The sequence below is a fragment of the Micromonospora sp. NPDC049523 genome (assembly GCF_040676775.1).
Classification (GTDB): domain Bacteria; phylum Actinomycetota; class Actinomycetes; order Mycobacteriales; family Micromonosporaceae; genus Micromonospora_G.
Genome location: NZ_JBFAPP010000011.1, coordinates 43,905 through 70,902, shown reverse-complemented (window position 1 = coordinate 70,902; position 26,998 = coordinate 43,905). Strand labels below are relative to the sequence as shown.

The window sequence follows — 26,998 nt, the reverse complement described above, 5'->3', positions numbered from 1 at the left end:
GGACGTGCCTGGCCCGGACCGCCCGCGCTCGGACCATCCGGTACGGCTACGGGTGGCCGGTCTCGCCGCAACCACGCTGATGACCGCCGGTGCGTACGGCGCCGGAGCGCTGCCCGGCGCACCGGACGACCGAGCCGGTCCCGGTGACGTCCTCTCCTCGTCGTGGCCCTACTGGCTGGGGCTGGGCGGCTCGCTCGCCGGTCTGCTCCTGCTCGCCGTCACCTGGTGGCGGCTGGGCGGAACCCTGCGCCAGACCGGCCGCCCGGTCCCGAACCGTTGGCTGCTGGTGACCGGGGCGCTCTGGGCCGCCCCGCTGCTGTTCGCGCCGCCGATGGGCAGCCGGGACGTGTACGCGTACGCCTGCCAGGGTGCGCTCTGGCTCGACGGGGTGGACCCGTACGCCGTGGGCGTGGCCGACGGCGGCTGTACGTGGACCGACTCGGTGCCGTCGCTGTGGTGGCACACGACCACCCCGTACGGGCCGCTGGCGATCGCGCTGGCCGGTGCGGTGGTGGCGCTCGCCCGCCTGCTGGTTGCGGGACCGGAAGACCAACTGCTCGTGGCGGTGCTCGGGTTCCGGGCGCTCGCCCTGCTCGGTGCGCTGCTGCTCGCCCGGTACCTGCCCCGGTTGGCGCGGGCCGTCGGCGCCTCGCCCGCGACGGCGACCTGGCTGGCCCTGCTCTCCCCGCTGACCGCGGTGCACCTGGTGGGCGGGGCGCACAACGACGCGCTGATGGTGGGTCTGGTGGTGGCGGCGCTGGCCCTGGCCGTCGGGGCTACGACGGGCGGCGTACCGGGACCGGGTCCGGTCCGGTCGGGGCGCCCGCCGCTGCGTCCCTGGCCGGGGCTGCTTCTCGCGGGGCTGATGGTCGGACTGGCCGCATCGATCAAGATCACCGCACTGGTCGCGCTGCCGTTCGTCGCCCTGCTCGCCACCGTCCGCCTGCCCGTCGCAATCGCGCCCGGCACCATCCGGCTCCCACACCCGACCGCACCCGGGACCGTCCCGCTCCCACAGACGACCGCGCCCGGCACCGTCCGGCTGCGGCGGGTCGTGGCGCTCGGTGTCACCCTGCTCACGGTGTCGGTGACGTTCGCCGCCGCCACCGTGGCCACCGGGCTGGACCTGGGCTGGCTGTCCGCCCTGCCGGACACCGGCCGGCTGGTGCAGTGGACCTCGCTGCCGTCCGGGCTCGGCATGGCCGCCGGTTACCTGCTGCGCGCGTTCGGCCACCCGGAGGCGTTCGACTCGGCGGTGGCGCTGGCCCGGGCGGCCGGCCTCACCGTCCTGCTGGCGGTATCCGTCGCCCTGGTGCTCCGCGCCTGGCGGGCCACCGGGGCGATCCGCCCGACCGAGCGCACCGACGGGCGGGAACCCGTCGACGCCCGACGGTCCGTGACGACCGCGTGTGGTCTGGCGTTCGGCGCGGTGACCCTGCTCTCCCCCGTCTTCTACCCCTGGTACGCCCTGGCCGCCGTCACCCTGCTCGCCGCGGCCGTCGGGCAGCGATGGTGGCGGGGCCCGCTGGCCGTGGTGGTGCTGGCGACGGGTTTCCTGGTGCTGCCGGACGGGCTGGGCCTCGCGGTGCGGACAAAACTGCCCGGCGCCCTGTTCGACGTGGTCCTCGTCGCGGTGCTGACCGGGTACGCCGTCCGCAACGCCCGGCGCAGCCGGCCGGGTCGGTCGACGAGCACGGGTGTCACTGCCCGGGTCGGCCGGTCTGCCCGGATTCCCCGAAGCCGCTCGGGTTCCCGGCCGGTCGGGGCGGCCAGCGGTGATATCGGCTCGGTCAGTCCGGTCGGGTCGGGTCCGAACTGGCCGTGGCGGCGGGCCGGCGGCGGGGCGGCCACCACTGCCGGCCACCGGTCCCGGCGGTCGGGGTCCGCTGCACGCCCCGGCGCCCCAGCCACACCCAGACCGAGAGGGTGAGCAGGACCAGGGCGAAGCCGAACAGCAGGTCCTCCACCGGGGCGTAGACCAGCCGCAGGCCGATGATCGCGTCCGGGTCGTACCGGACGATCCGCCGCCCGGTGAGGATGCCGTTCGAGATCAACTGGAAGAAGATGATGATCGGGTACGTCGCCCAGAACACCCGGCGCCGGACCAGCCGGGTACGCAGCACGTACAGGTCGACCAGCACGGCACCGGCCACCCCGAGCAGCGCCGCGACGGTGTAGCTCACCGGTCGACCCAATCCACGCGTCGCGCTCCGGCCGTCATTCCTCGTCTCCGGCCGGCCAGCCCCGCACCGCCCGGACCGCCTCGAACCCGAGTACGGCACAGACCGGCACGACCAGGAAGAAGAGCACCTCGTCCAGGGGCAGCCCGCCGGGGAACAGCACCCCGGTGATCTGCGCCGGGTCGAAGGTCCAGTGTCCGGCGGCGATCGCGGCGAGGTCCCAGAGTACGAAGATCGCCGCCACCGGGACGATGGTGAGCAGCAGGCGACGCCAGCGTCGGAGCACGTTCACCCGAAGGATCGGTTCCAGCCAGAGCGCTCCGACGAGACACCCGGCAAGCACCGCGAGATAGGCGAAATGCCCCATGGTCGGCGTTATCGGCTAGAAGCCCAGCGCCTGGGCCCGGCGCTTGACCTCACGGGCCAGGTCACCGCCGAGCGCGGCGGCCGGCGTACCGGGCAGGGTGTCGTCGGGCTCGTAGAGCCAGCGTACGGCCGCCTCGTCGTCGTAGCCCGCGTCGCGCAGCAGGTTCAGCACGCCCGGCAGGTGCTTGCGTACGGTGTCGTTCGCCACCAGTTCGGCGGGCACCTGCCGGACCCCGTCCCGGCGTACCGCGAGCAGTTCGCGGTCGCGGATCATCTGGTGCACCTTGCTGATCGTCACGTCCAGCCGGACGGCGACGTCCGGCAGGTTCAGCCAGCCCGCGGCGTCCGCCGGGCCGGCAAGTGGGGAATCGGTCACCCGATCACAGTGCCACGACCGGTCCCGGTGTTCCAGCGCCACCCCCACCGAGGTAGTTTCCGAACCGACCAGGGTACTTTCCACGCGCTACGTGACCGACCGGACACCGGGGGCAATCCCGCCCCTCGGTCAAGATTTCCGTTCGGCACCGCCTGTGGCATCCTGTTCTGCCGTCACCCTCTGGAGACATAGACTGCCTGCCGATGGACATTCAGGTCGCCGACACGTTGCTGGGCTCGCTGATCGACGGGCGCTACCGCATCCGCGGTCGCGTGGCCCGTGGAGGCATGGCGACCGTGTACACCGCCACGGACGAACGCCTCGAGCGCACCGTGGCCCTCAAGATCATTCACCCCAGCCAGGCCCAGCAGGCACAGGGCCGGCTGGCGGGTTTCCTGGCCCGGTTCACCGAAGAGGCGAAGACCATCGCCCGGTTGACCCACCCCAACGTGGTGGCCGTCTACGACCAGGGCACCCACGCCGGCCTGCCGTACCTGGTGATGGAGTACGTCCGGGGTCGTACCCTGCGCGAGATCCTGGCTGAACGCCGCCGGCTCAACCCGGGCGAAGCCCTGGCGATCCTCGAACAGATGCTCGCGGCGATCGCCGCCGCCCACCGGGCCGGCCTGGTGCACCGCGACGTCAAACCGGAGAACGTGCTGGTCGCCGAGGCACCCAGCGGTGGCTCCGGCAACCTGGTCGACAGCGTGGTGAAGGTCGCCGACTTCGGGCTCGCCCGCGCGGTCGAGGCGAGCGCCGACGACGACGCCGGCAGCCAGTTGATGGCAACCGTGGCGTACGTCGCCCCGGAACTGGTCACCGAGGGCCGGGCCGACCCGCGTACGGATGTCTACTCCGCCGGCATCGTGCTGTTCGAGATGCTCACCGGCCGGGTCCCGTACGACGGCGACCGGCCGGTCGACGTGGCCTGGCAGCACGTCGACCGCGACGTACCGGCGCCCTCGACCCTGGTCCCCGGCCTGCCGGCGGTCCTCGACGACCTGGTCATCCGGGCCACCCGCCGCGATCCCGGTGCCCGGCCGACCGACGCCGGTGCCCTGCAGGCCGAGGTGCAGGTGGTCCGCGACGACCTCGGCAACGCCAACGCGAACACCGCGCTGCTGCGCCAGGTGTCCCAGCCGACCATGGTGGTCGCCTCGGTCCGCCCGGCCGACCGGCCGTCCTGGGCCCGGCTGCCCGACCAGCCGGAGCCGCCGCGGTCCGCCCGACCGCACCGCCGTCGCGCCGCCCCCGAGCCGACCGGTCCGCTGGCCCGGCTCCAGACGCTGCGTGAACAGGTGATGGCAGACAAGCGCGGCCGGGTGGCGGTCGCCGCCACCGTCGTCGTGCTCGGCCTGGTCGCCGCGATCGGCGGCTGGTGGTTCGGCGCCGGTCGCTACACCGAGGCACCACAACTGGTCAGCATCAGCAAGGCCGAGGCGGAGGCGCTGGCCACACGGGACGGTTTCACCCTCGCCTACGCCGCACCCCGCTACGACGAAGCCGCCGCCAAGGACCAGGTCCTGGCACAGGACCCCGCGTCCGCCGCCCGGATGGTCAAGGGCAGCACGATCACCCTCACCCTGTCCCTCGGGCCCGAGCGCTACCAGGTACCGGACGTGGTGGGCAAGACCTTCGACCTGGCCCAGGCCGACCTGGAGCGGGCGAAGCTCCAGGTGGCCAAGGGACCGGACCGCTACGACGAGAACCTGCCGGCCGGCGTGGTGACCGCGATCGATCCTCCCGTCAACACCGAGGTGAAGCCCGGCGACAAGGTCACCGTGACGGTCAGCAAGGGCCGGGCGCCGCTGTCCGTACCGAACCTGGTCGGCAAGAACATCAACGACGCGCGGAACGAGCTGCAGCGCCTCGAACTGGTCCCGGTGGAGCAGTACGAGGACTCGGACAAGCCCAAGGACCAGGTGATCGGCCAGACCCCGCCGAACGGCACCGGGGTCGAGAAGGGTGCCGAGATCAAGCTCAAGGTGAGCAAGGGCCCGGCGGCCGTGCTCGTACCCCGGGTCGTCGGCCTGCCGTGTCCCGAGGCGCAGGCGCGCCTACAGTCGTCCCAGCTCACCCCGGTGGTACAACTCAATCCGAACGGGACGGTCGGACTCCAGAACCCGCCCGAGAACACGCAGGTACCACCCGGCAGCCAGGTCCAGATCACCTGCTTCTGACGAAGCCGGACCAAGCACCCAGGTAGCCGGAACCGAAAGCAGTAGGTGACGCCCGATGACAACCACGACCAGTCGACCGATCGGCTCGCACACCCCGACCGCGGGTGGGCTGGCCAAGGCCGCCCTGCCCTATCTCGACGCGGCAGGGTCCGAAGTGGCGCAGGTCTACGTCGCCAACTCGCGGGGTTGGGCGCTACCGCCGGGCGATCCGGCCCAGGACGCCGCCTTCCGGGAGGGCTGCGAGCAGCGCGGCGTACCGGTCTACATCCACGCGTCCCTGCTGCTGAACCTCGGCTCACCGACCCCGGCCACGGTGGAGAAGTCGATCGCCACGCTGGCCCACGCCCTACAGCGGGGTGCCGCCATCGGCGCCACCGGGGTGGTCTTCCACTCCGGCAGCGCGGTCGACGCCGACTACTACGACACCGCCATGACCCAGGTACGCGAGTCGCTGCTACCCCTGCTGGACGCGGCCGCCGCCAGCGGCGGCCCGAAGCTGCTGATGGAGCCGACCGCGGGCGGCGGCCGGTCGCTGGCCTCCCGGATGGACCAGGTGGGCCCCTACCTAGACACCGTCGACCGGCACCCGTGGCTCGGCATCTGCTTCGACACCTGCCACGCCTGGGCGGCCGGGCACGACCTGGCCCGACCGGGCGGCATGACCGAAACCCTGGACGAACTCGTCGCCGCGATCGGCGACCGGCTCTGGCTGGTCCACGCCAACGACTCGCGGGACGCCTGCGGCTCGATCCGGGACCGCCACGAGACCATCGGCAAGGGCAGCATCGGCGAGGCCGCCTTCGCCGAACTGATGACGCACCCCGCAACCGCCGGCATCCCCGTGGTCGCCGAAACCCCCACCGAGGGCCACGTGGGCCACGCCCACGACATAGCCACCCTCAAACGCCTCCGCCCCTGACCCACACCCATCAGCAGGCACAAAACAGCACCGGGCCACCCAAAAGATCAACCCGACCCACGACGCCGCAGGCCCCACCAACGCACCCCGCTTAGGGCGAGCCCCGAAGCCGCCCCCGCCCACGCACCCTGCCCAGGGCGAGCCCCGAAGCCGGCCCCCGCGCACGCACCCCAGCCGGCGCGAGCCCAGGGATTGGGGGCGGCGTGACCCACGTCGGGATCAAGCCTGACCGCCCAGAGTGGGGCACGCCGCCCCCAATCCCGGACCGCGACCCAATCCCGGACCGCGCCCCAACCCCGGACCGCGCCCCAACCCCGGACCGCGCCCCAACCCCGGACCGCGCCCCAACCCCGGACCGCGCCCCAACCCCGGACCGCGCACCAAGAGATCAGCGCCGGAAAATCCCAGTGAGCACGTCGACAGCCCGATCCACCCCGGCATCGTCGAGGTCAAGGTGGGTGACCAGCCGAGCGATCCGAGGCCCGAGCACCGAGACCAGCACCCCCTCGGCCCGCGCCGCCGCCCCGAACCCCGGTGCGTCGAGCGCGAACTTGGTCAGGTCCAGCGGCACGATGTTGGTCCGGACCGGGCCGGCCAGCACACCGTACGGGGCGAGCGCTTCGGCGAGCCGGGCTGCCCGTACGTGGTCCTCGGCCAGCCGGTCGATGTGCCCGGCGAGCGCGTGCCTGCCGGCTGCGGCGAGGATGCCCGCCTGCCGCATGCCGCCGCCCATCCGCTTGCGGATCAGCCGGGCCCGTTCGATCTTCTCCGCGCTGCCCACGACGACCGAGCCGGCCGGTGCGCCGAGCCCCTTGGAGAGGCAGACCGACATGGTGTCGAACAGCTCGCCGTAGCTGGCCAGCGGCACCCCGTCGGCGACGTGCGCGTGCCAGATCCTGGCCCCGTCGCAGTGCAGCCCGATGCCGGCGTCGTCGGCGATGCCGCGGAGCTGGCGCAGGGTGGCCAGCGGGATGACTCCGCCGCCGCCCCGGTTGTGGGTCTGCTCGACCGCGATCGCCCGGGTCGCCACGGCCCAGTAGCCGTCCGGGCGGATCATCGCGGCGACCTGGTCGGGGTCGACGTCGGCGCCGACCGCGGGCCAGGTCCGCGAGGAGATGCCACCGTACGCGGCAGCCGCGCCGATCTCGTACGTGACGATGTGTGCGTCGGCGTCGCAGAGCAGTTCACCGGCCGGCGGCACCAGCACCTGCAGGGCGATCTGGTTGGCCATCGTGCCGCTCGGGGCGAAGAGCGCGGCCTCGTGCCCGAACAGGGCGGCCACCTCGGCTTCGAGCGCGTTGACGTTGGGGTCCTCGCCGTACACGTCGTCGCCGACCTCGGCCTCGGCCATAGCCGACCGCATCGCGGCGGTCGGGCGGGTGACCGTGTCGGAGCGCAGGTCGACTGGTCGGGGGTCAGCCACGGAGCATCTCCGCCACCAGGAAGGCCAGCTCCAACGACTGCTGGGTGTTCAGTCGCGGGTCGCAGGCGGTTTCGTACCGGTCGGGCAGGTTCACGTCCTCGATCGCCTGGGCGCCGCCGAGGCATTCGGTGACGTCCTCGCCGGTCAGCTCGACGTGCATGCCGCCGGGGTGGGTCTCCAGGCCCCGGTGCACCTCGAAGTAGCCGAGCACCTCGTCGACGATCCGGTCGAAGTGGCGGGTCTTGTAGCCGTTCGACGACTCGTGGGTGTTGCCGTGCATCGGGTCGCACTGCCAGACCACCTTGGCACCGGCGGCGGTGACCTTCTCCACGATCGGCGGCAGGGCCTCGCGGACCTTGTGGTTGCCCATCCGGCTGACCAGGGTGAGCCGGCCCGGGACGTTCTCCGGGTTGAGCTTCTCGCAAAGCTCGATCGCCTGGTCCGGGGTGGTGCCGGGGCCGATCTTGACGCCGATCGGGTTGGCGATCCGGGAGATGTAGTCGATGTGCGCGCCGTCGATCTGCCGGGTCCGCTCGCCGATCCAGAGGAAGTGGCCGGACAGGCCGTACGCCTTGCCGTCGGAGACCCGGGTCAGCGCCCGGTCGTACTCCAGGGCGAGTGCCTCGTGGGAGCAGTAGAGGGTGACCGTGCGCAGCGCCTCGTTGTCGTCCATGCCACAGGCACGCATGAACGCCAGGGCCCGGTCGATCTCGCGGGCGATGGCGTCGTAGCGCTCACCGGCGGGCGAGTTGCGTACGAAGCCCTTGTTCCAGTCGTGCACCGCGTGCAGGTCGGCGAGGCCACCGGCGAGGTACGCCCGGAGCATGTTCATCGCCGAGGAGGAGTTGGCGTACGCCCGGATCATGCGCTGCGGGTCGGCGATCCGTGCCTCCGGCACCGGCTCCAGCGAGTTGATCATGTCACCGCGGTACGCCGGCAGCCCCCGCGCGTCGGTCGGCAGCGACCGGGGCTTGGTGTACTGCCCGGCGACCCGGGCCACCTTGACCACCGGCAGCGACGCCCCGTACGTCAGCACGACCGCCATCTGCAGCAGGGTGCGCGCGTTGGCGAGCAGGTGGCTCTCGGTGTTGTCGGTGAACGTCTCGGCGCAGTCGCCGCCCTGGAGCAGGAATGCCTTGCCCTCGGCGACCTGGGCCAGCTGCACCCGCAGGTGATCAACCTCATACGGCGCGACCACGGACGGCACGGTGGAGAGGACCTCGGTGACCTCGTCAACGGCCTTCTGGTCGGGCCACGGCGGGGTCTGGGCCCGCGGCAGGTCCCGCCACCGGTCCAGCCCGAGGGCCACGTCCTCGGCGGAATCGTCGGTCGGACGGCTGGTCTGCGGGCCTAGGTTACCCACCGTGGGGTAGCTCAGCTGATGCCACTCATGGCGCATGAGGAAAAGCGTACGGCGACCGTCGGGGTGGCCTGCCATTGAGGGTGGCTCTGTCCGACCCGTGGGAGGTGTATTGCCCGCCTCCGCGCCCGGTGTCCGGGTACTATGCCGGGCCGGTCAGCCGGGTAGCCGACCGTGCCGGCCCAGGGGTCGGAAGGTGCCGGCTCAGGGGGTCACGCCACCGCCGCTGGGCGACGGGCCAGGGGTGTCCGCCCCGCCGACCGTCTCGTTCGCGATGCACCAGCCGGCCTCTGCCTTCGTCACCGTGAACAGCAACTGGGCCGCAGTGGCCTTCCCGTTGCCGGCGAGCACCGAGATGGAGGTGCTGACCTCCAACTGGCCGGCGTTGGGGCGTACGTCGGTGATGGTCGCCTCGGTGACCTTGAAGTGGTCGGCGAAGTCGCCGTTCGGGCCGGTCGCGGCCTGGTCGAAGGCGGCCTGCATCGGCACGCAGAGCTGGACCCGCCCGGCGGCGACGTCCTTGCTCATCATCGCGTCGAGATAGCCCTGCACCACCGCGCGGGACTTCTCCGGCCCGTCGTCGGGGATCTTGTTCGGCCCACCGTCGTCACCGCCGCCGAGACCGCAGGCGGTCAGGCCGAGCGGCAGCATCGCCAGTACCACGGCGAGAACCGCCGCGCGCCGCCGTGGGACCTCCATCGCGTTCCCCCCATGTTCGACTTCTTCACCGACGGCGTTCCTCGTCGACCGGGCCGAGTGACCGACCGGGCCGAGCGACCGACCGGGCCGAGCGACCGACCGGGCCGAGAGACCGTGCCAAGCGACCGTGCCAAGCGACCGTGCCAAGCGACCGTGCCAAGCGGCGAGTCTGACACATCGGTCATCCGACGACCAGGCGCGGAAAATCATGGAGCGGTGACGGGTGTGTAGATGTGGTAGCCGGTGACGGCCTGTGGGATGAATCCCGCCTGGTGGGCGAGTTCCGCGTCCAGCGCGGAGCCGATCGGGGCCACCACGCTTGTGCTCGGGGCGGAGGCCTGTCAGCCGCACCCTCGGCAGCCTGGTGCGCGACCGTCGGCTGCCCGGCACCCCGGCCGACCACGAGGTCACCGTCCGCCGATGAGCGCGGCGTCGGGGTCCGGTGCCGTCGTACGTTCGACAGCACCGGACCCGTCCGCCGTGACTACCGCCCGCCTCAGTCGAGCAGGGCGGTCACCGTGCCGGCGGCGACCGTACGGCCGCCCTCCCGGACCGCGAACCCGAGCCCGACGTCCATCGCGATCGGCTGGCCGAGCCGTACCGTCAGCTCCACCGTGTCGCCCGGCGCGACCTGCGCCAGGTCGCCCAGGTCCACCGCACCGACCACGTCGGTGGTACGGAAGTAGAACTGCGGCCGGTAGTTGGCGTGGAACGGCGTGTGCCGGCCACCCTCGGCGGTGGTCAGCGCGTGCAGCTGCGCCGTGAAGGCACGGTGCGGCGTGACGCTGCCCGGCGCGGCCAGCACCTGACCGCGCTGCACCTGGTCCCGCTTGACCCCGCGCAGCAGTACGGCCGCGTTGTCCCCGGCCTCGGCGGTGACCAACGTACGGCCGAAGGTCTCCAGCCCGGTCGCCACGGTGGCCAGGGTCGGCCCGAGCCCGACCACCTCCACCTGGTCCCCGGCGCGCAACGTGCCGCGCTCGACCGCGCCGGTGACCACGGTGCCCCGGCCGGAGATGGTGAGTACGTTCTCGATCGGCATCAGGAACGGCTCTCCCAACTCCCGTGGCGGCACGGGGACGTAACGGTCGACCTCGTCGAGCAGCTCCCCGATCGTCGCGACCCAACGCGGGTCACCGGCCAGGGCACGCAGCGCCGAGACCCGTACCACGGGCACCTCGTCGCCGGGGAAGCCGTACTCGGTCAGCAGTTCCCGCACCTCCAGCTCGACCAGGTCGAGCAGTTCGGGGTCGGTCACCGCGTCGGCCTTGTTCATGGCCACCACCAGGTACGGCACCCCGACCCGCCGGGCCAGCAGTACGTGCTCGCGGGTCTGCGGCATCGCACCGTCCAGCGCCGAGACCACCAGGATCGCCGCGTCCACCTGCGCCGCGCCCGTGATCATGTTCTTCACGTAGTCGGCGTGGCCGGGCATGTCGACGTGGGCGTAGTGCCGGGTGGCGGTCTCGTACTCGACGTGGGCGATGGTGATGGTGATGCCCCGGGCGACCTCCTCCGGTGCCCGGTCGATGCCGTCGAACGAGACGAACCGGTTGACCGCCGGGTCCCGGTCGGCGAGCACCTTCGTGATGGCGGCGGTCAACGTCGTCTTGCCGTGGTCGACGTGCCCCATCGTGCCGATGTTGAGATGCGGCTTGGTACGGACGAACTGGGTCTTGGCCATGATGGCTTTCTCCGCAAAGGGGTGGAGCTGGAATGGCGGACGAAAGTGCGCGGGCGGATGCCAATCCGCGAAAAGGAAAACCGCGCCAGAACCGCGCGTCGCGGCGTCGCTCGGGGGCGACGCCGGGGAGACCGGGCCACCCTCCTCCGTGGGTTCCGCTGGTGCGGGAGGAGGGTCAGCTTCGCGTATCAGCCAGCCGCGGGCAGGCGTCGGCGGCAGCCGGCAGGTGTAGACCTGCGGGCCGCACGACGGCTGCGGTGGCGAACATGGCGATCACGTTAGGCCGGAACGCCGCCCGTCACCATCGATATTCCCCACCGGCGCCGGGAGCCCGGGACCGGACCGCCCCAGGCGGCCGAGCCGACGCCGGACCAGCCGACGCCGGAGCAGTAGCCCGCCCAGCAGCAGGGTCAGGCCCGCCAGCAGCACCAGTCCGATCAGCCGCAACGGCAGGATGACGATGGTGGCCGTGGTCGCCCGGGACTCGCCGTCCGGATTCGGCAGGGCGACCGTGGCCCGGCAGACACAGAACAGGGGCGGGTCTGCCCATCGGGCGGTGATCTGTCGGTCGGCCCCGCGCAGCAGGGTGAAATCGGAAAACGCCACGGTGTCCCCCGCGACCTGCGCCCGGACCCGCTCGTCGGCGACGAAGTCGCGGTGCACGGTGCCGACGTTACGTACCGTGGCGGTGAGATCGAGGGGACCGCCCGTGGTGAATCCCGGGGCGCGCAGCCCGGATACCTCGACCGAGTCGACGGCCTCGCCCGGAACCGTGACGTACACCGGCACACCCACGCTGCGGCTCACACCGAGGCCGGCGTGACCGTCCGGGGCGGACACCGAGAAGATCACCGCGACCTGGTGCTCACCGGGCTCGGCGGTGGTCGGTACGGCGATGTGCAGGCTCACCTGTCCCGTGGTCCCACTGTCCAGACTGAAGCGTTCCGGCTGGACACTGACCCATCCGACTGCCGAATGGGGCGCGTCCCGCTGGAAGAGCAGGTTTCCGTCCTGCCCCGCGGTGAAGCTCTCCATCCTGGTCACGACATCAACCGGAAGGCGGCCCTGGTTGGTCACGGTGAACTGCCTGGGTCGTGCCGTCTGGTCGGCCGGCACGAGCACCCGACTCGGAGTCACCTTGAGCGAGAAGTCCGGCTGCTCGGGCTGCCGGGCAACCGCGGGCGCGGTCGACGTCATCACGAGCACGACCGGGAGCGTCGCTCGAATGAGATTGATCCACATATTTTCTCGTTCGAATCCTTGGTCGCGTGGTCACCGCCATTCATCTAACCGCATCTTCGTAGGGAAAACGCCCGATCAATCAAACTCTTTCCACCCGAGCCGTTGCTTCCGACCCGACCGAAAGCACTGTCCACAGTCCAGCGGGGCGATAAGATAGCGTCTATTCGCGACATTCCTGCGAACGAGGAAGGCGGGTGGAAATGTGAGGCGGACTCCACTCTCGGCAACCATCGTCTGCCTCGTGGCCCTCGTATTCCCGGTGAGGGCGCAAGCCGCCCGGGACGTCGACGCCACCGTCACCGTCCTGGCAGGTGAGCTGTCCATCGCCGTACCGACCTCGGTGAACCTCGGCCTCGCGGTACCGGGCACGGACCTCGTCGCGTTACTCGGAGCGGTGACCGTCACCGACGAGCGGTCCCAACTCTCGGCGGTCTGGGTGGCGACGGTGACCGCCAGCGATTTCACCACGGGCGACGCGGACCCGTCGGAGACGATCCCGGCGGAAACCGTCGAATACTGGTCGGGGCCGGCGACCGAGACCACCGGTACGGGCAATTTCGTACCTGGCCAGCTCACGTCGGCCGACGCGGTGCCGCTCGACGAGGCTCGCGAGGCATTCGGGAAGTCCAGCGGCGACCGCGACAATTCGGTGGTGTGGAGCCCGACCCTGATCATCCACATCCCGATCGAGGCCCTGGCCGGGACCTACACCGGCACCATCACGCACTCGGTGGCGTGACACGGCGAATCAGTCCGCGACGCTCGCGCGGGCCAGGTGTCTACCCGCCCCGGCGTCGGGTCGTGACCTCAGGAGCCGTCGGCGACGACGACGGACGACAACGGTCGCGACCAGCGCGAGGACGGCCAGCGCCGCGGCTGCCGCGCCGTACCGGATCCAGGGGGCGATGGCCTTCCCCTCGGTGGTACGGATGGCCGCGGCGCCAGCGGGGAGCAGGTCCGAGTGGGTCGCACAGACGAGCGGCTTCTCGGCTCCGTCGGTGGCGGCGCACGCGACCGTGGCGAGGCGGAGCAGTTCGTCGGGCGTCTGCCCGACCCGGGCGACGGTGGTGAACGTCGCCTCCTGGCCGGTCTTCAGGTCGGTCGGCCAGACGACCCGACCGGCATGGGCGGTGCCGCCGTTGTCGGCGGAGGTGAACGTGAGACCGGTGGGAAGGCTCTGCGAGATCTCGATCCCCTTCGCCTCCGTCGTACCGAGATTGCGGATCGTGATCTTGTACGTCAGCTCGTCGCCGGCAGCGGCACTGGTCCGTCCGTTGTCGATGGCGATGCTCAGCAACGGCTGCACCGCGTCGACCGTCGGCGTCGGCGCCACGCCCGTCCGAGGCGCGACCGGCACGGCCGCCGACATCGTGATCATCGACACGACGGCGGCGACGGCAAGGGCGGGGAGGTTGGACATGATGCTCCTAGCTGCTTCTTACTGGGTGATCGCTACGTACTCCAACGTCACGGAGTACTCGTCGGCCACGACCTCCGGGATGAGAATCTCGTAGTCGTTGCTGATCGCGTCCCCGCCGGGGGCCGACGGCGTGGTCTGGCTGTAGATGACGAGCGCCCTCTGGTCGGACACCGGTTGGAAGGCCCCTGTGCCGCTGTCGCGTACCCGGAGGTTTTCGATCGGGATGGTGTCCGGGTTGGCGGGCAGTGCCGGCGTCAGCTCGGGCGCCAGGGCCTGGACCGTCACCAGGTAGCCGGTGGGACTGTTGGTGGTGACCGTCATGCTGACCGCCTCGTCCTTCCTGGCGACTTCGCCGGAGAGGCCGGCGATGGTCACCACGGCGGGCAGGTCGGTGAGGGTGATGCTCTGCTCGACCACGGTGGTGTCGGTGCCACACAGGGGGTCGGTCCCGCCGTCCGGGCAGTTGTTGCCGAGGGTGGTGGAGGTGACCGTGTTGACGAGCTGACCGTCGCCGGTCGTCGGCTGGTTGACCATCACGGTGTACGTGATCGCCGCGGTCGCACCGATCGGCAGGTCACCCGTCCAGGTCAGAGCCGGAGCGGTGTACGTGAGCGCGCCGGTGGTGGCGGTGGCGTCGCCCTGGTAGACGGCGTCGTCCAGCACTGCGGCGAGCGAATCGGTGAGCGTGGCGCCGCTGTATGGCGACTGCCCGCTGTTGGTGACCAGCACCGTGTACTGGACCGTCCCGCCCGCGACCACGGTGCTGCTGTCGGCGGTCTTGGCGATCGTCAGGGCCGGAATCCGGATGATCACCGTCGAGGTACAGGCCGGCGAGCCCGGGCAGTTGGCACCCGTGGTGTCGGAGGTGACGGTGTTGACCATCGTCTCGTCCTCCTCGTCCGGAAGAAGGACCGTCACCGAGTAGGTGATCAGGGCACTGCCGCCGACCGGCAGGTCACCGGTCCAGCTCAGCACGGGTGCGGCGTACGTGACGTCACCGAGGGTTGCCGCCGCGTCGAAGTTGTAGTCGGCCTTTTCGAGTACGTCGGTGAGCGGGTCGGCGAACGCCGCGCCGACGTACGGCGTCTGCCCGGTGTTGGTCACCCTGATCGTGTAGGTGACGGACTCACCGGCGTCGACGGCCGCGGTGTCCGCCGTCTTGGTGATCGCCAGGGCGGGAATGAGGATGGGGACGTTGGCGGTGCAGGCCGGGTCGGCGCTGCCGGTCGGGCAGTTGTTGGCCTGCGCGGCGGAGGTGACGGTGTTGGTGAGGATCCGCCCGCTGGTCTGGGAGCCGCTGGCCGTGACGGTGTACGTGATGGTGACGGCAGTGCCGACCGGTAGGTCACCGGTCCAGGTCAGTACGGGCGCGGTGTAGGACAGCGCGCCGCTGGAGGCGTCGGCGTCGCCGTTGTACGTGGCGTCGGTGACCAGGCCGGCGAGCGAGTCGGTGATCGTGGTGCCGACGTACGCGGTCTCACCGGTGTTCGTGGCGGAGATCGTGTACGTGACGGTCCCGCCCGGTGTGGTGGTGGGATTGTCGGCGGTCTTCTCGATCGTCAGGCCGGGCAGGAGCACGGCCACGGTGACGGTGCAGGCGGGCCCCGGCCCGGCGGTCGGGCAGTTGCTGCCCGGCGCGTCGGTGGTGATGGTGCTGGCGATGGTCCGGTTGCCGGTGTCCGGGCTGTTGACGGTCACGGTGCCGGTGACGACCACGACGCCGTCGATCGGGATGTCGCCGGTCCAGGTCACGGCGGCGCCGACCACGGTGAGGGTGCCGGAACTGGCGACCTGGTCGCCGTTGGGTCGCGCGTCGTCGAAGACGTTCGAGGCGTTGGTCACGATCCTGATGCCGGTGTAGGCGGTCGGACCCACGTTGGTGAAGGTGGCGGTGAACCGGATGACTCCACCGGGGGTCGTCGTGGCGACGTCGGCGACGTTGGTAATGGCGAGCGCCGGGATCAGGACCGCGACGGTCACGGCGCAGGCCGGGTCCGTGCCGTCGGACGGGCAGTTGCTGCCGACGGTGGTGGAGGTGACCGCGTTGCCCATGCTCCGGTCGCCGGTGGCGGGGTTGCTCACCACGACCGAGTAACTGACCACCACGGAGGCTCCCACCTCCAGGTCACCGGTCCAGGTCAACACCGGTTCGGCGTACGAGACCGCTCCGCCCGTGGCGGCGGCGTCGTCCTGGTAGGTCGCGTCGTCGAGCACGCCCACGAGGCTGTCGGCCAGGGTGGCCCCGGTGTACGGGGTCTGACCGCTGTTGGTGACGGTGATGGTGTAGCCGACCGTGGCGCCCGGTGTGGCGGTCCCGGCGCTGGCATGCTTGGCGATGCTCAGCGCCGGCAGCAGTACCTGGACGGTCGCGGCGCAGGCCGGATCGGTTCCGCCGGGCGGGCAGTTGCTGCCCGAGCTGGTGGAGCTGACGGTGTTGGTGAGGATCCGGCCGCCGGTTTGCGGATCGTCGGCGGTGACGGTGTACGTGATGGTCGCCGTCCCGGCGATCGCGAGCGCACCCGTCCAGGTGATGGTCGGGGCGGTGTAGGAGACGTCGCCGGTGCTGGCGGTGACGTCGGCGTTGTAGCTGGCGTCGTCGAGCAGCCCGGCCAGGTTGTCGGCGATCGTCGCGGCGGGGTACGCCGTCTCACCGGTGTTGGTGACCGTGATCGTGTAACCGACGATCCCGCCGGGGGTGGTGGTGGCACTGCTCGCGGTCTTCACCACGGTCAGGGCCGGGACCAGGATCGTGACGGTGGCGGTGCAGGCCGGGGCGGCGCCCGCGGCCGGGCAGTTGTTGCCGGGCGCGGCCGAGGTGACCACCGAGGTCATGTTCCGGTTGCCCGGATCGGGGTCGCGCACGGTGAACGAGCGGGTGATGGTGGCGCTCGCGCCGGGCGCGAGGTCGCCGGTCCACTGGATCGAGCTGGGTGGCAGCAGGGTGATGGTGCCGGTCGAGGCGGCGGCGTCACCGTTGTAGACGGCATCGTCGACCGAGCCGGCGAAGTCGGTGGTGAGGCTGATCCCGGTGTACGGCGTCTGCCCGGTGTTGGTCACCGTGGTGGTGAACACGACCGTCCCACCCGGAACGGCGGTGGGTGCCCCCGGGCTGTTCACGATGGTCAGCACGGACACCGTCACCGTGCTCGTACAGGCGGGGTTGGTGTTGCCCGCCGGGCAGGTGCTGCCGACCGCCGCGGAGGTGACGGTGCCGGTCAGGATGCGGTTGCCGGCATCCGGGACGGCGACCGTGACGGAGTAGGTGACGGTCGCGGTCGCGCCCGGGGCGAGGGTTCCCGACCAGACCAGGTTCGGGCTGGTGAAGACGGCGGTGCCGGCGGACGCGACGACGTCACCGTTGTACGACGCGTCGTCCAGCACCCCGGCGAGCGCGTTTGTCACCGTGACGCCGGACTGCGTGGTCTGGCCGGTGTTGGCGATGGTGGTGGTGTAACCGACCACGGCACCCGGCGTCGTGCTGGCCGTGTCGGCGGCGGTGGTGATGGTCAAGGCGGGCGTGAGTACGGCGATGCCGACCAAGCAGGCCGGGTTGGCGCTGGCCGGGGGGCAGTCGCTACCGACCTCGGTGGACGACACCACGTTCACCATGCCCTTGTCGCCCAGGTCCGGGTTGTTCACCGTCATCGAGTACGTGATGACGGCGACCGCGCCCACCGCCAGGTCCCCGGTCCAGGTGAGCGTCGGCGCGACGTACGACAGACTTCCCGCGTCGGTGGTCGCGCCGCCGTAGGTGGCGTCGTCGAGCGCACCGGTCATGTTGTCGGTGACCACCGCACCGAAGTAGGGAGCGGTGCCGGTGTTGGTGATCCTGATGGTGTAGCCGACCGTGCCGCCGGGGGTGGTGACGGTCACGTTGGCCGTCTTGGCGATGCTCAGGCCCGGGACCAGTACGGCCACACTGGCCGTGCACCGTGGGTCGGTCCCGCCCGACGGGCAGTTGTTGCCCGGAACCGTCGAGCTGACCTGGCTCAACATGACCTTGTTACCCGGGTCCGGATTGCGTACCAGGAAGTTTCTCTCGATCGTGACCTCGTCGCCCACCGGAATGTCGCCGGTCCATTCCAGCGTGGTCGGCGTGACCACGATGGTGCCCGAGGAGACCACGTCACCGGTGAGGATGGCGTCGTCGAGCAGGTCCGCACGGTCGAACGAGACGGTCACGCCGAAGAACGGGGTGCCACCGGTGTTGCTGATGACCCCGGTGAAGGTGACCGAGCCACCCGGAGTGGTGGTGGCCACGTCGGCGGTGTTCACGATGGTCAACTGCGAGACGGTCACCACCGCCGTGCACCGCGCGTCGACGCTTCCCGTCGCGCAGTTGCTGGTCGGTGCGGACGAGACCACGGTGTTGCTCATGCTGTTGTCACCACCGGGGGCGTTCACCGTGACGGTGTAGGTGACGACAACGGAACCGTTGGCCGGCACGTTCCCGTTCCAGGACAGCACGGGTGCGACGTAGCCGACGGTCCCGCCTCCGGTCGCCGCGGCGTCGTTGTTGTAGACGGCGTTGTTGAGCACGTCGGCCAGCGAGTCGGTGAGGCCGGCGCCCACGTACGGGGCCGGCGCGGAGTTCGCGACGACGATCGTGTACGTCACCACCGATCCGGCGGCGCTGGAGACCACGTCCGCGGTCTTGGTGAAGGTGAGGTCGGTCGACGGGACGACCGCGACGGTGACCGTGCACCGTGGGTCGGTCGCGACCGCCGGGCAGTTCGCCCCGGCCGCGGCCGAGCTGACCGAGTTGACCAGGCTCTGGTCGCCGAGATCGGGATTGTCGACGGTGACCGTGTAGGTGACGGTGACGGTGACCCCGACGGCCAGGTTACCGGTCCAGGTGAGCACCGGTGCGGCGTACGACACCGAGCCCCCGGTAGCGCTCGCGTCGGCGTTGTACGTGGCATCGTCGACGACACCGGAGAGGTCGTCGGCCACGCTGACGGCGGTGTAGTCGATCTGCCCGGAGTTGGTGATCGTCACCGTGTAGGTCAGCACGCTGCCCGGGCTGGTCGTGGTGCTGTCGACGGCTTTCACCGTGGTCAACGCGGGTGTCAGCACCTGCACGGTCGCGGTGCATCCGGCCGTCTGGCCGGCGGCGGAGCAGGAGCTGCCCGGCGCGGTCGAGTTGACGGTGTTCACCATGATCTTGTTGCCGGGATCGGGGGACAGCACGGTGACCGAGTAGCTGATCGTCACGACCCCACCGACCGGCACGTCGCCGGTCCAGGTCAGCGTCGGCGCCGCGTACGACACCACACCCGCCGAGGCGCTCGCGTCGGCGTTGTACGTCGCGTCGTCCAGCACCCCGGTCAGCGGATCGGTCACGCTGATGCCCGTGTACGGCGCCGTACCGGTGTTCGTCACCGTCACGGTGTAGCCGACGACATCGCCCGGCACGGCCGTCGCCCTGTCCGCGGCCTTGGTAATGGCGAGCGCCGGGATGAGTACGGCGACGGTGAACCCACAGCGCGGGTCGTTGCCTCCCGGCGGGCAGTTGTTGCCCGGCGCGGCCGACGACCAGCTACCCCTGAGGACGTGGTTGCCCGGGTCCGGGTCGCGCACGGTCGTCGTGCCGGTGAGCCTGACGGTCGCCCCCACCGGGATGTCGCCGGTCCAGATCGCGCCGGTCGGTCCGGCGATCAAGGTGCCGGAGGACGCGGTCTGGTCACCCGTGCGGATGACGTCGTCGAGGTAGTCCGAGAAATCGGCGTTGATGCTGATCCCGGTGTAGGGCACCTGGCCGGTGTTGGTGAAGGTCGCGTCGACCCGGATCACACTTCCCGGCGTGGTCGTCGGCCCGCCGGCCGTGGTGGTGATCAGCAGTCGGGCGACCGGCACGCTCACCGCGCACGCCGGGATCGTGTTGCCGACCGGGCAGCTGCTGCCGACGGCCGCCGAGGCGACCCGGCTGTTCAGGACAAGGTCCCCGGTGTCCGGGTTCGCGACGGTCACGGAGTAGGTGACGGTCGCCGAAGCGCCGGGGGTCAGGCTTCCGGTCCAGGTCAGGTTGGGGCTGGCGAAGCTCACCGTACCGGCGGAGGCCGAGGCGTCGTTGTTGTAGACCGCGTCGTCGAGCACCCCGGCCAACGCGTTGGTGACGGTCAGCGTCGGGTACGCCGTCTGGCCCGAGTTGGTGATCGTGACGGTATAGCCGACCACCGCGCCGGGCGCGGTGCTGGCCACGTCGGCGGTCGTGGTGATCGTCAGCGCCGGCACCTCCACCAGCACGGTGGCGGTGCAACGGGGGTCGGTGCCGGCGGCCGGACAGTTGCTGCCGGGGGTGCTGGAGACCGCCGTGTTGGACAGCACCTTGTCGCCCGGGTCGGGGTCCAGGATCGTCATCGAGTACGTGATCGACGCCGAGGCGCCGACGGCCAGGTCACCGACCCAGCTCAGCGTGGGGGCCGCATAGGACACGGTGCCGGTGGACGCGGTCGCGTCACCGTTGTACGTGGCGTCGTTGAGCGGGTTCGCCAGCGAGTCCGTCACGCTGGCACCCACGTACGCGGTCTCGCCGGTGTTGGTCACGGTGATCGTGTACGACACCACGCCACCCGGCGTCACCGTGGCCACGTCCGCGGTCTTGACCACGTCGAGGCCCGGGATGAGCACCGTGACACTGGCCGTACACGTTGGATCGCTGCCGCCCGACGGGCAGTTGTTGCCGGCTGCGGTCGAGGTGAGCGTCGAGACCATCGCCCGGTTACCGGAGTCGGGGGCGCGCACCGTGACCGAGAACTGCACGGTGGCGGTCACCCCGACGGCGAGCGAACCGGTCCAGGTCAGCACGGAGCCGGTGAGGGTGACCGTACCGGTGGTGGCGGTGGCGTCCGCGTTGTAGACGGCGTCGTCGAGCACGGCGGTCAGGTCATCGGCCACGCTGATCGTGGAGTAGGCGGACTGGCCGGTGTTCGCGATCGTGATGGTGTAACCGACCGTGTCGCCGGGGGTGGCGGTCGCCGCGCTGGGCGTGTTGGTCAGGGTCAGCCCGGGCAGCAGCACGGCGACCACCGCCACGCAGCGCGGGTCGGTGCTGTCCCCGGCGCAGTTGGCCCCCGCAGTCGGCGAGACCACCCGGTTGGTCAACGTCCGGTCGCCCGAATCGGGAACCGCGACCGTGACCGAGTACGTGATCACGGCGGTCGCGCCCACCGCGAGGTCGCCGGTCCAGGACAGGACGGGGGCGCTGTAGCTCACCGCTCCGGCGGTGGCGGCGGCGTTGGCGTCGTACGTGGCGTCGTCGAGCACACCCGCCAGTGAGTCGGTGAAGGTCGCCCCCACGTACGCGCTCTGGCCGGTGTTGGTCACCTCGATCCGGTACGCCACCACCGTTCCGGGCGTCGGGGTCGGCGTACTCGCGGTCTTGAGCAACGTCAGGCCGGGAATGAGGATGGTCACCGACGAGGTGCACCGGGTGTCGGTGCTGCCGGCCGCACAGTTGTTGCCGACGGCTGTCGACGAGAGCACGGTGGTCAGCACCGACTGGCCGGTGGTGGCGGTGGTGACGGTCGCGGTGAACGTGATGGTCACCGAGGCGCCGACCGCGAGGTTGCCGGTCCAGGTCAGGTTCGGGCTGACGTACGCGAGCGTGCCGCTGGTGGCGGTCGCGTCACCGTTGTACGTCGCCCGGCCGAGCAGCCCCGCCAGGGAGTCGGTGACGCTGATCCCGGCGTACGCCGTCTGCCCGGTGTTGCTGATGACCACGGTGTAGCCGACGGTCGATCCGGGCGTGGTGGTCGTCGTACTCGGTGTGTTGGTCAGCACCAGGCCCGGCACCAGCACGGTGACCGTCACCGTGCAGCGGGCGTCGCTGCCCCCGGGCGGGCAGTTGCTGCCCAGGGCCGCGGAGGTCACCGGGTTCGTCATGACCTTGTCACCGGTGTCCGGCTGCCGGACCGTCACCGAGTAGGTGATGGTGGCGCTCGCGCCGACCGGGAGTACGCCGGTCCAGGTCAGGTTCGACGAGGTGAAACCGACCGTGCCGAGAGTCGTCGTCGCGTCGGCGTTGTACGTCGCGTCGTCCAGCACCGCGGCCAGCGCGTCGGTGAACCCGGCCGTGGCATAGGTGGCCTGGCCGGCGTTGGTCACGGTGACGGTGTAGTGGACGACGTCTCCGGGCGTGGCGGTCGCCATGTCCGCGGTCTTCACGATGGTGAGCACGGCCACCGGGACGCTGACGGTGCACCGGGCGTCGACACTGCCGGCGGCGCAGTTGGTCCCGAGCATCCCCGAGGTCACCGTGTTGGTCAGCCTCAGGTCACCGGCGGACGGGTTGGCCACGGTGACCGAGTAGGTGATGGTCACGGCCGCACCCGCGGCCAGGTCACCGGTCCAGGTGAGGGTCGGGTTGACGAACGACACCGTGCCCGAGGTGGCGGTCGCGTCCGCGTTGTAGGTGGCGTCGTCCAGCACCCCACCGAGCGGGTCCGTCACGCTGACGCCGGTGAAGGCGATCGAGGCGGTGTTGGTCACGGTGATGGAGTAGTTGACGGTTCCGCCGGAGGCGACGGCGTTGACATTGGCGGATTTCGACACGATCAGCGGTCCCGCCGCGATCACGTGGGTGACCGCCTCGGTCGCCTGCTGACCGGCGGCGTCGACCACCCGCACGGTGTACGGGTAGCTGCCGACCGTGGTCGGGGTGCCGGAGAGCAGACCGGTGCTGGCATTGAGGGTAAGGCCGGGCGGCAGGCTGCCCGCCGAGACCGACCAGGTGAACGGGGTCGTGCCACCGTTGACGGTCAACTGGTCGCTGTACGGCACCCCGACCTGGCCCGGCGGTGGCGAGGGGAACGTCAGGGTGGGCGAGGCGGTGATGCCGAGTGCGACCGTACGGTTGGCGACCTGCGCGAACGCGTCCACCACCCGGACGGTGAACGAGTAGTTGCCGCCCACGGTCGGCGTACCGGAGAGCACACCGGTGGCGGTGTTGAGGGTGAGGCCGGGCGGCAGGCTACCCGCCGCCACCGACCAGGTGAACGGGCCCGTACCACCGCTCACCGTGAGTGGCACGCTGTAGGCGATGCCGACCTGGCCCTGCGGCGGCGCGGGGAAGGTCAATGTCGGCTGCGGTGCGATGACCACGGTGAACGCCTGGGTGGCGGACTGGTTGCTGGCGTCGGTCACCTGGACGGTGAAGGGGAAGCTGCCGGCGGTGGTGGGGGTGCCGGAGAGCAGGCCGGTGGAGGCGTTCAGGGTCACTCCGGGCGGCAGTGTCCCCGCGCTGACCGACCAGACGTACGGTGCCGTACCGGCGGTGACGGTGAGCGGCACGCTGTACGCCACACCGACCTCGCCGGCCGGTGGCGGCGGGTTCGACAGGCTCGGCGAGGCGTTCGGCGTCACCGCCGCGGACCGGGCCGAGGGCGGCCCCGCTCCTCCGGCGTTCGTCGCGGTGACCGTGAAGGTGTACGCCGTACCCGGCGTCAACCCGGTCACCGTCTGGGTGGTCGCCGTACCGGCGAATGTCTGGGTAGCCTGCGCGACGTTGCCGATGTACGGCGTCACCACGTACGACGTGATCGGGCTGCCCCCGGTGCTGGGTGCGGTCCAGGTCAACGTCGCGGACTGGTCCCCGGCGCTCGCGGCCGTGATGGTCGGCGCTCCGGGCAGGCTGAACGGCACCACCCCGACCGACGCCGGGCTGGGCAGGCCGGTGCCGATCGCGTTCACCGCCGTGACCGTGAAGGTGTACGTCGCGCCGACGGTCAGGCCGGTGAGCACCCGACTGGTGGTGGAGGCGTCGTACGTGATCGGGGTCTGCGCCACCCCGTTGCGGATCGGGGTGACGATGTAGCTGGTGATCGGGCTGCCGTTGCTCGCCGGTGCCACCCAGTTGACGGTGGCGCTGCCCAGGCCGGCGGTCGCGGTCGGAGCGGCCGGGGTGCCCGGTCGGTCGGTGTAGACGTAGCTCGCGGCGGCGGCGACGCCCCTGGTGACGACGGTGACGTTCACCGTGGCGGCGGTGGTCCGGGCGGGCATGGACGAGATGGCGAGCGTTCCGTCGCCGTTCACGGTGAAGCATCCGGCCGCCGGGCCGGACTGGCACGGCAGCAGCGTGACCGGCGTGCCGGCCTGCTGCTCGGCCGTGGTGCCGATCTCGATGGCGGTGGCTCCGGCGATGTTGGTGCCGCCGACCGTGACGGGGATGCCACCGGCGATCGTGCTGGTGGCCGGGGTGACGGTGATCCCGCTCGGCGTGGCCGGGACGGTTCCCACGGTGGTCGTCGTCGCGAGGCCGGGGTTGGCGTCGATGGACGACGCGGCGGCGGTCGAACCGGTCTGGATCAGGGTGGGGGTGACCCCCGATCCGGTCACGATGCCGACGATGTTGATCGGCGGCAGACTGGAGCCGTTGGCGAACGGGGCGTTGTTGTTGGTGCACGTGATTCGCTGTCCGACCGGGGAACCGCAGGACCAGCCCGTGCCGAACGCGCCCACCGGCACCACGCCGGTCGGCAGGGTCTCGGTCACCGACACCGGGACGGTCTCGTCGACGCCGGGGTCGACGCCGGCGACCACTGTGTAGTTCACCGGATCACCTGGTTGCGGCGTCGGGCCGGTGTAGCTCGTCTGCGCCACGCGCAGGTCCGGCACCGGGTTGAAGGTGACCACCCGTGCGTTGTCGACCTCGTGGTAGTCCACCACCGAGCCGGTGGAGCCCACCCAGCCGAAGGCGAGCTGGCGTGGCACCCCGTTGCTGTTCGTCCAGGTCGCGGAGGGGTACAGACCTGCGGCGACCGCGGGGAGCGGGCCCGTCAGGGTCCGCGGGCTGCCACCGACCGGCGTGAACACCACCTGGTACGTGCCGGGAGCGACCACCAGGCCGGAGGCGGTGGTGAACGAACTCGCCGTCGGGTTGACCACCACCTCGACCGGGACGACCGAGGCGGCCCGGGTGGGCGCGCGCAGCGGAATCACCGGGGAGGAACTGTTCGTGGCGGTGCTGTTCAGCCCGCAGTAGCCGACCGTTCCGCGCCCCGGCCCGCGAACCACCACCTGGCCCGCGATCTTGGCAGAGCTGATGAACGGCGGGTTGGTGCAGCCGCTCCCCTGGTACGTGGTCGTGCTGTAGTTCCCGAAAACGTCGAAGCCGATGCCCAGGTAGCCGTTGGCCAGGCCGGCCAGGTTCGTGGTGCTGGTGTAGCCCAGACCGCCACCGGTCTGCCCGAGGCTTGCCGGCGCGGTCCCTCCGGCGGGGTCGACCGCGGCGAGGACGAACGCGATCCCGTCCGCGTTGCCACCACCCCACTGGTAAAGGTTGAACGTGACGTCCAGACCCATCGAGGTGGGGACGCTCGCCGCCCCGAAGACACCACCGGTTTTGTTGGTGGTGTTGTCGGTGAGACGCAGTTTGCCGCTGCCCGCCGGGTCCGTCGTGCCCGTGCAGCTGTGCAGCACGCCCGTACTGGGGTTACCCGACGCGGTCAGGCATGCGGTGTTCGGCGTCACGGTGCTGGTGGCTACGGCCGGCAGGATGACAGGCCCGAGACCGTCCGGCGAGTTGTTGTGGAAGGGCTGGTCGAACAGCGTCGATCCGGCCGCCGAGACCACGGTCGGCGGCAGGACGACCGCCAGTGTCGCGAGCAGCACGGCGACAACCCCGGCACCGATCCTCCGCCGTGCCGCCAACCTGCCGTTCACAGCGGCTTCGTGCTTTCGGTGCCGTCCCGGGACACCAAAACGAGCAAAAGTCGCCTTTTCATGTATACCCCCCATGCAGCCCATCGAGGGTATAACAGCGCTATTCATCTCATACCGGATATTAGGAAGAAGGAGCACCTCGCCGGTGACGCCACGAAAACCCGGAGTACGGGTACGCGTTGTCGGGGCTCGATGGACGGCGCGTGAACGTCGACGGAACTAGATCTTGCACTCGTTCCACCCGGCCACCGCCCGCACATATGGTCGAAGGCGGGAACGCCTCACATTCCACATCGGACAGCTCACAATGGGGGAAAATTGTCTCGACTCCTGAGCCGGGGCCTGACCGCCCTGGCGATGGCCGGAGCAGCCGTCGCCACCTCGCTGGTTGCCGCCGCGCCGGCACAGGCCGCTTCCTACTACAACCTGGTCAACTACAAGAGCGGCCTGTGCATGTCGATCGCCGGCGGCGGCAGTACGGCCAACGGCGCCCACGTGATCCAGTGGGGCTGCAACGACGGGTGGGAACAGGTGTGGCGCCGCTCCGGCAACCGTCTGATCAACGGCAAGAGCGGCAAGTGCCTCTCCCTCGACAACGGGGGCAGCACCGCGAACGGCACCCACGCCATCCAGTGGACCTGCAACGACGGCCCCGAGCAGGACTGGTACCCGTCCGGCGGCTACCTGGTGAACGGCAAGAGCGGCAAGGTGGCATCGCTCGACAACGGCGGCAGCACCGCCCAGGGCACCCACGTCATCCAGTGGCCGAGCAACGGCGGCTCCGAACAGGGCTGGGCGTTCTACCTGAAGTACGAAGAGGTCTGATCCCACCGCCGCACGGCAGAGCAGCGGTGACCGCCACCACCAAGATCACGCATGGCCACACTTCCATCGGAGGTGTGGCCACGCCTTGTACACGAGCGCTGATCATCGCCCGTCAACCGCACGGCGGGCCGGGTGCGGCGAGAGGGATGGTCCGGGCGCCGGAGCCGAAACAGGTCTTCTCCGTGCCCACCTCAAGATGGAAGGGTGCCACCCCGCCCGTGACCAGCTCGGGGAACTGACAGGCTCCCCTCTACCTCGACAAGCCGGCCGAGGTCGCTACGTACGATCGGGTGTGGGAAGCACTGGAGGGCTTGTCACTCGCCCCCTCCCTGTCGGCCGACCTCATAGCCATGATCGCGAAGGAGAGCAGCGATGACTGACCTAACCGGAGCGGTCTGGCGCAAGTCCAGCCGCAGCAACGGCGCAGGCGGCGAGTGCGTAGAGGTCGCCGACAACATTCCCGGTCGCGTACTCGTTCGGGATACCAAGGACCGTGACGGTGGCACCTTGGCCTTCGGGCCGGCGGCGTGGAGCGCGTTCGTCGGCTTCGCCAAGACCTCGGGCCACTGACGGACAGACCGACAGGAAGAAGCCCCCGGCGTTGACGCTGGGGGCTTTCTTTGTTCTGCTGGCCCAGCGCCGGTCCCCTGCCGACCCGTGGGC

The 26,998-nt window shown here is 70.7% G+C and carries 15 protein-coding genes and 1 pseudogene; 6 read left to right on the top strand and 10 right to left on the bottom strand.

Features of this window, described 5'->3' with window-relative positions; genetic code table 11:
- Positions 1–4: 4 nt before the first annotated feature.
- A pseudogene (gene mptB, locus AB0J90_RS18870) lies at positions 5–1,648 on the top strand (polyprenol phosphomannose-dependent alpha 1,6 mannosyltransferase MptB); the annotation flags it as partial.
- 142 nt (positions 1,649–1,790) lie between these two features.
- Here mptB and AB0J90_RS18865 read toward each other — a convergent pair.
- From AB0J90_RS18865 to AB0J90_RS18855, 3 genes are read right to left on the bottom strand one after another with little or no spacing between them, the layout of a single operon-like run.
- Positions 1,791–2,183 (bottom strand): lycopene cyclase domain-containing protein, encoded by a 393-nt coding sequence (locus AB0J90_RS18865; RefSeq protein ID WP_363597444.1) that lies wholly within the window; start codon positions 2,181–2,183, stop codon positions 1,791–1,793.
- A 34-nt stretch (positions 2,184–2,217) separates the two neighbouring features.
- The gene (locus AB0J90_RS18860; protein WP_326556729.1) at positions 2,218–2,547 is read right to left on the bottom strand and encodes a lycopene cyclase domain-containing protein; all 330 of its coding nucleotides are present in this window, start codon (positions 2,545–2,547) and stop codon (positions 2,218–2,220) included.
- Positions 2,548–2,562: 15 nt separating this feature from the next.
- Positions 2,563–2,922 (bottom strand): Rv2175c family DNA-binding protein, encoded by a 360-nt coding sequence (locus AB0J90_RS18855; RefSeq protein ID WP_363597442.1) that lies wholly within the window; start codon positions 2,920–2,922, stop codon positions 2,563–2,565.
- A gap of 203 nt (positions 2,923–3,125) precedes the next feature.
- Between AB0J90_RS18855 and pknB the strand changes: the two genes are divergently transcribed.
- Both pknB and AB0J90_RS18845 read left to right on the top strand, forming a co-directional pair.
- Positions 3,126–5,102: a Stk1 family PASTA domain-containing Ser/Thr kinase gene (gene pknB, locus AB0J90_RS18850; protein WP_363597440.1), complete on the top strand. Its 1,977-nt coding sequence runs from the start codon at positions 3,126–3,128 to the stop codon at positions 5,100–5,102.
- A 55-nt stretch (positions 5,103–5,157) separates the two neighbouring features.
- On the top strand, positions 5,158–6,021 hold the full coding sequence (locus AB0J90_RS18845) for a deoxyribonuclease IV (RefSeq protein WP_363597438.1): 864 nt from the start codon (positions 5,158–5,160) through the stop codon (positions 6,019–6,021).
- A gap of 388 nt (positions 6,022–6,409) precedes the next feature.
- On the opposite strand, the gene AB0J90_RS18840 is transcribed toward AB0J90_RS18845, so the two are convergent.
- From AB0J90_RS18840 to AB0J90_RS18820, 5 genes are all read right to left on the bottom strand, one after another.
- Positions 6,410–7,444: a GntG family PLP-dependent aldolase gene (locus AB0J90_RS18840; RefSeq protein WP_363597436.1), complete on the bottom strand. Its 1,035-nt coding sequence runs from the start codon at positions 7,442–7,444 to the stop codon at positions 6,410–6,412.
- The gene (locus tag AB0J90_RS18835) at positions 7,437–8,843 is read right to left on the bottom strand and encodes a class II 3-deoxy-7-phosphoheptulonate synthase (protein ID WP_363597434.1); all 1,407 of its coding nucleotides are present in this window, start codon (positions 8,841–8,843) and stop codon (positions 7,437–7,439) included. The genes AB0J90_RS18840 and AB0J90_RS18835 overlap by 8 nt, the downstream gene beginning before the upstream one ends.
- 165 nt (positions 8,844–9,008) lie before the next feature.
- Positions 9,009–9,503, bottom strand: coding sequence for a hypothetical protein (locus AB0J90_RS18830; protein ID WP_363597432.1), 495 nt, complete (start codon positions 9,501–9,503; stop codon positions 9,009–9,011).
- A 496-nt stretch (positions 9,504–9,999) separates the two neighbouring features.
- A complete protein-coding gene (tuf, locus tag AB0J90_RS18825; RefSeq protein ID WP_363597430.1) occupies positions 10,000–11,187 on the bottom strand; it encodes an elongation factor Tu in 1,188 nt (395 codons plus the stop codon).
- Between the two features lie 273 nt (positions 11,188–11,460).
- Entirely contained in the window at positions 11,461–12,393 is a 933-nt protein-coding gene (locus AB0J90_RS18820; protein WP_363597428.1) for a hypothetical protein, read from the bottom strand.
- Between the two features lie 277 nt (positions 12,394–12,670).
- On the opposite strand from AB0J90_RS18820, the gene AB0J90_RS18815 reads away from it, so the two are divergent.
- Entirely contained in the window at positions 12,671–13,168 is a 498-nt protein-coding gene (locus tag AB0J90_RS18815; protein ID WP_363597426.1) for a hypothetical protein, read from the top strand.
- Between the two features lie 9 nt (positions 13,169–13,177).
- On the opposite strand, the gene AB0J90_RS18810 is transcribed toward AB0J90_RS18815, so the two are convergent.
- Both AB0J90_RS18810 and AB0J90_RS18805 read right to left on the bottom strand, forming a co-directional pair.
- Positions 13,178–13,849, bottom strand: a complete 672-nt coding sequence (locus AB0J90_RS18810; protein WP_363597424.1) for a hypothetical protein — start codon at positions 13,847–13,849, stop codon at positions 13,178–13,180.
- Positions 13,850–13,867: 18 nt separating this feature from the next.
- On the bottom strand, positions 13,868–25,510 hold the full coding sequence (locus tag AB0J90_RS18805; RefSeq protein WP_363597422.1) for a putative Ig domain-containing protein: 11,643 nt from the start codon (positions 25,508–25,510) through the stop codon (positions 13,868–13,870).
- 318 nt (positions 25,511–25,828) lie between these two features.
- Here AB0J90_RS18805 and AB0J90_RS18800 point away from each other — a divergent pair, with 318 nt between their 5' ends.
- Both AB0J90_RS18800 and AB0J90_RS18795 read left to right on the top strand, forming a co-directional pair.
- Positions 25,829–26,335, top strand: coding sequence for an RICIN domain-containing protein (locus AB0J90_RS18800; RefSeq protein WP_363597419.1), 507 nt, complete (start codon positions 25,829–25,831; stop codon positions 26,333–26,335).
- A 372-nt stretch (positions 26,336–26,707) separates the two neighbouring features.
- The gene (locus AB0J90_RS18795) at positions 26,708–26,905 is read left to right on the top strand and encodes a DUF397 domain-containing protein (RefSeq protein ID WP_363597417.1); all 198 of its coding nucleotides are present in this window, start codon (positions 26,708–26,710) and stop codon (positions 26,903–26,905) included.
- The last annotated feature ends 93 nt before the right edge of the window (positions 26,906–26,998 follow it).

What these genes read in the sequence shown, in the direction of transcription:
- AB0J90_RS18860 (WP_326556729.1), bottom strand. Translation starts at nt 2,547, where the DNA reads ATGGGGCATTTCGCCTATCTCGCGGTGCTTGCCGGGTGTCTCGTCGGA.
- pknB (WP_363597440.1), top strand. Translation starts at nt 3,126, where the DNA reads ATGGACATTCAGGTCGCCGACACGTTGCTGGGCTCGCTGATCGACGGG.
- AB0J90_RS18845 (WP_363597438.1), top strand. Translation starts at nt 5,158, where the DNA reads ATGACAACCACGACCAGTCGACCGATCGGCTCGCACACCCCGACCGCG.
- AB0J90_RS18835 (WP_363597434.1), bottom strand. Translation starts at nt 8,843, where the DNA reads ATGCGCCATGAGTGGCATCAGCTGAGCTACCCCACGGTGGGTAACCTA.
- AB0J90_RS18830 (WP_363597432.1), bottom strand. Translation starts at nt 9,503, where the DNA reads ATGGAGGTCCCACGGCGGCGCGCGGCGGTTCTCGCCGTGGTACTGGCG.
- tuf (WP_363597430.1), bottom strand. Translation starts at nt 11,187, where the DNA reads ATGGCCAAGACCCAGTTCGTCCGTACCAAGCCGCATCTCAACATCGGC.
- AB0J90_RS18810 (WP_363597424.1), bottom strand. Translation starts at nt 13,849, where the DNA reads ATGTCCAACCTCCCCGCCCTTGCCGTCGCCGCCGTCGTGTCGATGATC.
- AB0J90_RS18795 (WP_363597417.1), top strand. Translation starts at nt 26,708, where the DNA reads ATGACTGACCTAACCGGAGCGGTCTGGCGCAAGTCCAGCCGCAGCAAC.